Here is a 7,617-nt window from a genome sequence, read left to right as displayed (position 1 = left end):
TCGACGAGCCCACCACCGGGCTGGACCCGCGTGGACGCATCGATGTCTGGGATGCGGTGCAGAGTGCCGCCACCGACGGCACGACTGTCCTGCTGACCACCCAGTACCTGGAGGAGGCCGACCATCTCGCCGACCGGATATCGATCATGAAGGACGGCAGGGTCATCGCCGAAGGCACACCGGAGGAACTGAAGCGCAGCCGCGGTGGCGACCGGATCGACATCACCCTCCCGGACGATCAGTCGATCAGCCGGCCGGCGCCGAACGGCGCGTCCGACCTGATCGACGCCGTGCGCGACCTCGACGCGCAGGGCGTCACGCCGGTGGACATCGCCCTGCGCCGCCCCACCCTGGACGAGGTCTTCCTCGCCGTCACCGACACCCCGGCCGCCAAGGAGGCACGATGACCACGAGCATCACCAGCGGACTCGTCCTGACCACGCGGGAACTGCAGCACTGGGGACGCCAACCACTGACCCCGGTGTTCAACATCATGTTCACGATCATGCTGCTGCTGATGTTCGCCCTGCTCTTCGGCGGCTCGATCACCCTGCCCGGCGGCGACTACATCCACTTCCTGCTGCCCGGCATGATGGCACTGTCCATGATGTTCGGCGTCGAAGCCACCACCACCGCCATGGCCAACGACGCGAAGAAGGGCATCACCGACCGTTTCCGCTCCATGCCCATCGGCGACGCGTCCGTCTCCCTCGGCCGCGTCGGCGCGGACATGATCACCTCCGCGGTGGAACTGGCGGTGCTGATCGTCGGCGGTCTGCTGCTGGGGTGGCGCATCACCGGCTCCCCAATGGAAGCACTGCTGGCGGTTGTCCTGCTGCTGTGGTTCCGTTTCGCCGTGCTGTGGATCGGCATCTACCTCGGCCTCACCATCGGACGCAATGAGGGCGCGGCGATGATGGTCCAGGTACTGGTGTGGCCGATCGGTTTCCTGTCCACGGCGTTCGTCTCCCCGGAGTTCGTGCCGTCCTGGCTGGAGCCGGTCGCGACGTGGAGTCCGATCTCCGCGACGGCGACGGCCGCCCGGGAGTTGTTCGGCAATCCGACCGGGTTTACCGGCGGGATCATGGCCGACAACGCTGTGCTCGCCGCCGTCGTGTGGCCGTTGGTCCTGGTGGCGGTGTTCATGCCGCTGTCCGCACGGGCCTACCGCAACCTGCGGCGGTAGCAGGATAAGAGGCCGTGTAAGAACCCGGGCAAGACTGGTGGGGCCAAGACACCCCGATCGACCGATCTTGCCCCGGTTCTCACAGCACACCTGCGGCTCCCCGGATGGACACAGCCCACCCGTCAACGGTGTACGGTTCGTGACGCCAGACGATCTACTCGATACCCAAGAAGGACACACGCGTGCACGGAGAGTACAAGGTTCCCGGCGGCAAGCTCATCGTCGTCGATCTGGAGGTAAACGGTGCAGGTGCAGGCGTCCTGAAGGACGTCCGTGTGGCGGGGGATTTCTTCCTGGAACCCGATGAGGTCCTGGACCGCATCACCACCGCCCTCGATGGTGCCCCCGCCGACCTCGGTGCGTCCGGCTACGCGTCCCGCATCCAGGACGCGCTGCTGGAGTCCGACGTCCTGTTCGGCATCACCGCCGACGGCGTCGGCATCGCGGTGCGACGTGCCCTCGGGCAGGCCACCAGCTGGGACGACTTCGACCTCGAGGTGATCCACGGACCGAGCGTGGACCCGATGGTCAACGTCGCCATGGACGAGACCCTGGTGGAGGACGCCGCCGCCGGACGCCGCAAACCCTTCATGCGCCTGTGGGAGTGGAATGCCCCGCAGGTCGTGATCGGGTCCTTCCAGTCGTACTCGAACGAGATCGACCAGGAAGGCGTGGACAAGTACGGCATCACCGTCTCCCGGCGCGTGACCGGCGGCGGCACGATGTTCATGGAGCCGGGCAACTGCGTGACCTATTCCCTGGTCGTCCCGCAGTCGCTGGTGGACGGTCTGAGCTTCGCGCAGTCCTACCCGTTCCTCGACGAGTGGACCATGGAGGCGCTGGAGAAGGTCGGGATCAAGGCCCATTACATCCCGCTGAACGATATCGCCTCGGAGGAGGGCAAGATCGGCGGTGCGGCGCAGAAGCGCTTCAGCAACGGCTGGATGGTCCACCACGTGACCATGTCCTACGACATCGACGCCGAGAAGATGGTGGAGGTCCTGCGCATCGGCAAGGAGAAGATGCGGGACAAGGGCCACCGTTCCTCGGTGAAGCGGGTCGACCCGATGCGTTCGCAGACGCAGCTGCCGCGCGAGGAGATCCTGCAGGTCTTCCACGACGTCTTCGCCTCGAAGTACGGTGCGACCGACGGGACGATCACGCAGGACGACCTGGACACGGCACGCGAGCGGTGCGAGACCAAGTTCTCGACGGACGGGTGGACGTACCGGCTGCCGTGAGCCCGTGGGGACTGCGTGGCACGCCCCTCGCCGGGATGCCGGGCCCCGCGTGCTGTGCCTCCGGTGATTCAGGCCCCGGGGACGCGCACGGCAGCGGCGGGCCCTGAATCGACCGGTCCATGCTCCCGGAGTCCCCGGAACTCCCGTGGCGGTACCCCGAACACGCGCCGGAAATCCCGGCTGAAGCCACTGAGGTGCGTGTACCCCACCCGGCGTGACGCAGCCGATACTGTGGCGCCATTGCGGATCAGGGCACCGGCCGCCCGCATGCGGGCCTCACAGCGCCACGCGGTGAACGTCCGGCCCGTCCCGTCCCGGAATTCGCGGCCCAGGGCCCGTGGACTGACCCCGACATTCTGTGCCCACCCGGCCAGTGTCCGGCTGTCGGCGGGATCGTCCAGGACCGCCCCTGCGATCCGCCGGGCAGCGTCGGATGCGGGGAACGGCAGGTCGCTTCCGTATTCTTCGCGTCCTTCCGAACTGACCCCGCCGGTTGGTACACCCTCCAGCATGTCCAGCACGGTTGTTCGCTCGTAACCGTCGGGACGCACCAGCGTCAGGTTCGCCACGGCATGGTGCATCATCAACCGGGAATGCTCAGCGGGCACCGACACCTCGGTCACCCCCGACGACACGCCATCCAGCGCTGCCACGGAGTCCAGCGGGAAGAACAGCGGGAGCACCACCGAATCCGTGTCCACCTCCAGGGTGTGCGGGGTCCCGGCTGGAACCCACACGCCGTGTCCGCACGCCACGGGCATGCGGAACGCCCCGGCAGTGACCCGGGCAGAACCCTGGTACACCCACAACAGCGCGTGGACGTCTCCGCGGAGCATCCGGCCGCGCGCGCTCGACTGCGGTACCGGTGGGGTGGATGAGGCGGGTTCCGGCAGTGCGGACCCCGACAACGCAGCCGCCAGGTTCCGGTCGTCCCGGTACCGCAGCACCCGCTCGCTGGGAGAGACGGACCCGGCGCCGTACGAACCGTGCGTCCGGCCCCAGACCGACGGTGTCTGCCCGAACAGCGAGGAGAACGCGCGGATGAACCCGGGCACCGAGTCGAAACCGACCTGGTTCGCGACCCAACCGACCTCGTGACCGACCTCCAGGTACTCCGCCGCGGCCAACACCCGGCACCGGGTGCGCCAGCGGGAGAAGGTCAGCCCGGTGTCCCGCAGGAACATCCGCCGCAGCGTCCGTACGCTCACCGCGCAGGACGCCGCCCACTCCCCGGCGGTCAGGGTCAGCGCCGGGTTGCGGTTCAGTTCGTCCGCCACCCGGCGCGCGGCCTCGGCACGGGGAACCGGGAGGTCGGCGACGGGTGCGTCACCACCGAGATGGTGGAGCATGTCCCGGTGACCGCGACCGTGGCTGCGAATGTGCGTTCCACTGGTCACGAAATGGTGCAGCATCCAGGTGTTCCACCCGGTCCCCAGTTCGCACACGGTCGGCGTGGCGGGCAGCTCACCGATGTTGCGCACCGGCAAGAAGACTGGGAAGGCGAGGGAGCCGGCGGGGACGTGGACGTCGCGTGGCACCCCGGCGGGGACCAGGATCCCCTGCCCCTCGCGCAGGTGGTGCGTGACCGTGGCGGTCACTGTGGTGGACACCGTCATGGTGCCGGAGAACACCCACAGCAGGACGTGCTCGTCCCTGTTGCAGCGGCCACGGACGGTGGACGCGGGGAACGTGTCGGTGGTCATGTGGTCTGCTCCGTCCTTCGCTGTCCTCACGATGAGGATAACCTGACCCTGTGCACCCCGACCACGAAACCATCGTCGACGCGGCAGAGTCGTGGCTCTCCCCCACCGTGCGGTCCTGGGCGCCGAGAGGAGATGCCCGCCCGGCCGTGCGTACCTGGCTGGCCCCGGAGCTCGACCGCCTGGACAATGTGGACTTCGGCACGCAGCTCCGCGACGCTGTGCCGCTCGACGTTGCGGACCCGCTGCTGTGGGCCAACCGGATCGTCCCGTTGACTGGCGGGCACTGGGCATGTGCCGGGGTCCGCTTCCGCAACCGTGACCTCGATAAATGCTTCGTGGACGTCATTGCGACGTCCCTGCCGCAGGAGCCGTCCTCGTTGGACGCCCTGGCGGATGTCCTGGCCTTCTTCGACGCGTTCCATCCCCGCTGCCTGCGCGTCTACGCTGCCTCCCCGGGCATGTTCCCCGGCGCACCGGTGGACATCCTCATCGTCGGTGCACCGGTGGGACAGCAGCTGGAGGAGCCGGTCGCAGCGTCCTACGAGGAGGTTGTCCTGTCGCCGACCTCCGCGCCGGACGCGGCGGTCCGCGTCGCCGGGATCTACCGCGACATCGGCGAGCGCACTCCGGACCTGAACTGGTGGGCACAGCCTTCCGACGAGGACGCACTGCAGGACGCCGCCGACGACGGCCTTCTGTTCACTGTCCGCTTCCGGGGTCGTGACGCCGGCATCGTCGCGGTCCGCGCGGAGGACTCCTACGGACTGACCGGGTGGGTGGTCGAAGAGAAGTGCATTGCACCGGAGTTCCAGGGGCACCACATCTCCGCAGCGGCGATGCAGCAGGTGCTGCGCCGACTCCCGGATACCCGGAACGCGGTCCTGTGGGGGCACATCAATGCCGGCAATGTGCCGTCGCTGCGCACCGCTGAAGCGACCGGTCGGAAGGTCGTCGGGGCCCACCTGTGGTTCTCACCGGACGGGGATCCGCGGATGGAGGGTTAGAGCCGTCGGCGTGAACTGCGTGTAGGGCTGCGGGGTTCCAGGCCGCCCGTGATGCTCCGGCCCTCACGCCCTCGCCAGGTGAATCAGCGTTTTGCGCTCGGTGGTCAGGCACCGCAGCGTCCCCACCGCCGTCACCACCGCGGCGATGACGACCCCGGCCAGGATCACGTACATCAGGGCCAGCTGCGTGCGCACCGCCTCCAGCGGATCCACGCCCGCCAGGATCAAACCGGTCATCGCCCCGGGGAGGAACACGATTCCCAGCGCCGCGGTCTGCTCCACCTGCGAGGAGATCGCCGTGCGCAACGCCTGGCGCATCAACCGCCGGGACGCCGTCCGTGGGCTCATCCCCAGCGCCAGGCCGGCCTCGATCTCGGCACGCTGGTCGGTGGCGAACTCCGCCACCCGGCTCGCCGCCACCACGCCGGCCTTCATCGAGTTGCCGATGACCATCCCCGCCACCGGCACGATCGTGCGTCCCTCCATCTCGAAGATCGTGAAGCCGAACGCGATCGCCAGGCTCGACACGGCAATGATCACGTGCGCGACGAGCGCCACCCAGAACTGCCCCGGGACCTGTGGTGCGCGCCGCATCACCGTCCAGGACGCGAACACGATGATCCCCGCGACCCACAGCCACGACCAGATCAGCGGGGTTTCCGGACGCACCAGCGGCACCAGCGCCGCGCCCACGATGACCATCTGCACCAGCGAACGCAGCACCGCCACCACGATCGGACGGTGGAGCTGCAGCTTCAGAGGCGTGATCACCGCCAGCGCGATCGCGATGAACACCAGGGACGCCACGAGCCCCAGCCACCCGACGGTGCCGCTCACGCCGCCAGCACCTTCCCGGCGTCGATGCGCAGGACGCGGTCGGCGATGCGCCGGACCTGCTCCGCGCTGTGCGACACCCAGATCACCGCAACGGTGTCCGAGACGGTGCGCAGGAGATTCTCCAGCACCGCCGTCGCCTCCGCATCCAGGGCGGAGGTGACCTCGTCCGCGAGGATGACCTGCGGCTCCGTCGCCAACGCGCGGGCCAGGCAGAGGCGTTGCGCTTCGCCACCGGACAACGTGTCGGCCTCCTGGCCGAGCAGTTCCGCGGGCAGTCCCACGGTGTCCAGCAGCCGGACGGCGGCGGCCTCCCCGATCCCCGGGTCAGCGGCACGCAGGTTGTCCAGGGTGGTTCCGGCGAAGACCGTGGGCTGCTGGAACACCATCGCCACCTCCCTGCGCAGGTGCAGCGGGTCGACCACGGCAAGGTCCTCGCCGCGGAACTCAATGCGTCCCGCGTCCGGGGTGTCGAGCAGGTTGCAGCAGCGCAGCAGCGTGGATTTCCCGGAGCCGGACGCTCCGACGACGGCGGTGATCCCCGTGGGAGCGTCAATGTCGAAGGTCACGCCGTCGAGGAGACGACGACCATCGCGCTCGAGGACCACCGACTCGAACCTGAACAATGGAGGCATGTCGTGGACACTACACGACATCGGCACCCTGTAACGAGCACTACCCGGAGAGCCTCCCACGCAACCGGTCGACCAACGCCCCGGCCTCCCCGCTGCGGCCCGGATCACGCGCCGCCAGCGTCACGACCAACGACTCGAGCACCGCGACAGTCGCCGCATGACTGGGCGTGAACTCCGGGTTCCCCCGACCCACCGGCAGCGCCACCCCCGCGCGCGGGTCGGCGGTCAGCACCCCCTCACTGAGTTGGACCACCGGGACATCCAGTTGGCCGGCACGTTCGTAGAGGACGTTCACCTCCGCGGCGACACTGTCGTAGGCGAGGAGGACGACCACGTCACCCCGGCGCACCGACACCAGCTCGTCAGCGAAATCACGCCCGGTCACGCCCAACGACGCCGCGGACGTCCCCGCCCGGAAGAACCGGTGGGCGGCGTAGTCCGCGATGTGCCGCGCCGGCCCGAACCCGACGACCACCACGCGGGCGGCGTCCGCCAGAACATCCAGCGCCCGGACGAGGTCCTCCTCACTGACCCGCTCCGTCAGCGAGGAAATGTAGGCGACGCCCTCGGCGACGTGGCGGGAGACCTCACCGTCGCGCAACGAGGACTCCATCCGTCCCGCCCGGGAAAGCTCCGCGGCGAGACTCTCCCGCAGATCATCGAGTCCGTCGAACCCCAGCTTGCGGATGGTCCGGACCACCGTCGCGTCGCTGACCCCGGCCGCCTCGGCAAGACGCAGCGCCGACAGGTGCCCCACGCTGTGCGGGTTGGCCGCCATGCAGTCGGCGACGCGCTCCTCGGCGGGCGTGAGCGAGTCGCGCGACGCGGCAATGCGTTCGACCAGTTTCATGTCGTGAATACTACAGCGTCCTGCCCACTCCCCGCCCGGCTCCACCCAACCTCACCCACCCAGCCCCACATCCTCATGCCCAGGGGCACGTCTCCGCGGCGATCCCCTATGTAATCTCCCAGGACATCGGTGACACTTCTAGATCAGGACATCGGTAACAGTTC

At 68.7% G+C, this 7,617-nt stretch carries 7 protein-coding genes and 1 pseudogene; 4 read left to right on the top strand and 4 right to left on the bottom strand.

Annotation, left to right across the window (positions count from 1 at the left end):
• The 3 genes and pseudogenes from ACTIL2_RS14825 to ACTIL2_RS14815 form a co-directional block, all read left to right on the top strand.
• Window positions 1-407, top strand: a pseudogene (locus ACTIL2_RS14825) (daunorubicin/doxorubicin resistance ABC transporter ATP-binding protein DrrA); the annotation flags it as partial.
• A complete protein-coding gene (locus tag ACTIL2_RS14820; protein WP_442338247.1) occupies window positions 404-1,186 on the top strand; it encodes an ABC transporter permease in 783 nt (260 codons plus the stop codon). The pseudogene ACTIL2_RS14825 and the gene ACTIL2_RS14820, both read left to right, overlap by 4 nt.
• Before the next feature lie 182 nt (window positions 1,187-1,368).
• Window positions 1,369-2,427, top strand: a complete 1,059-nt coding sequence (locus tag ACTIL2_RS14815; RefSeq protein ID WP_442338246.1) for a lipoate--protein ligase family protein — start codon at window positions 1,369-1,371, stop codon at window positions 2,425-2,427.
• Between the two features lie 68 nt (window positions 2,428-2,495).
• Here the strand turns inward: ACTIL2_RS14815 and ACTIL2_RS14810 are convergent, their stop codons facing one another.
• Window positions 2,496-4,130 carry a helix-turn-helix transcriptional regulator gene (locus ACTIL2_RS14810; RefSeq protein ID WP_442338245.1) on the bottom strand — a complete coding sequence of 545 codons (1,635 nt, stop codon included), beginning with the start codon at window positions 4,128-4,130 and terminating at the stop codon, window positions 2,496-2,498.
• A gap of 50 nt (window positions 4,131-4,180) precedes the next feature.
• Here ACTIL2_RS14810 and ACTIL2_RS14805 point away from each other — a divergent pair, with 50 nt between their 5' ends.
• The gene (locus tag ACTIL2_RS14805; RefSeq protein ID WP_442338244.1) at window positions 4,181-5,134 is read left to right on the top strand and encodes a hypothetical protein; all 954 of its coding nucleotides are present in this window, start codon (window positions 4,181-4,183) and stop codon (window positions 5,132-5,134) included.
• 63 nt (window positions 5,135-5,197) lie between these two features.
• On the opposite strand, the gene ACTIL2_RS14800 is transcribed toward ACTIL2_RS14805, so the two are convergent.
• From ACTIL2_RS14800 to ACTIL2_RS14790, 3 genes are read right to left on the bottom strand one after another with little or no spacing between them, the layout of a single operon-like run.
• Entirely contained in the window at window positions 5,198-5,971 is a 774-nt protein-coding gene (locus ACTIL2_RS14800; RefSeq protein ID WP_442338243.1) for an ABC transporter permease, read from the bottom strand.
• A complete protein-coding gene (locus tag ACTIL2_RS14795; RefSeq protein ID WP_442338242.1) occupies window positions 5,968-6,603 on the bottom strand; it encodes an ABC transporter ATP-binding protein in 636 nt (211 codons plus the stop codon). Before ACTIL2_RS14795 ends, ACTIL2_RS14800 begins: the two co-directional genes overlap by 4 nt.
• A 40-nt stretch (window positions 6,604-6,643) precedes the next feature.
• Window positions 6,644-7,453, bottom strand: a complete 810-nt coding sequence (locus ACTIL2_RS14790) for a MurR/RpiR family transcriptional regulator (RefSeq protein WP_442338241.1) — start codon at window positions 7,451-7,453, stop codon at window positions 6,644-6,646.
• Window positions 7,454-7,617: the final 164 nt, after the last annotated feature.

The sequence above is a fragment of the Corynebacterium sp. genome, from assembly GCF_052107835.1.
In the GTDB taxonomy this organism is placed as follows: domain Bacteria; phylum Actinomycetota; class Actinomycetes; order Mycobacteriales; family Mycobacteriaceae; genus Corynebacterium.
Note: the sequence above shows the minus strand (reverse complement) of the source record. Positions and strands in the feature narration are given on the sequence as shown.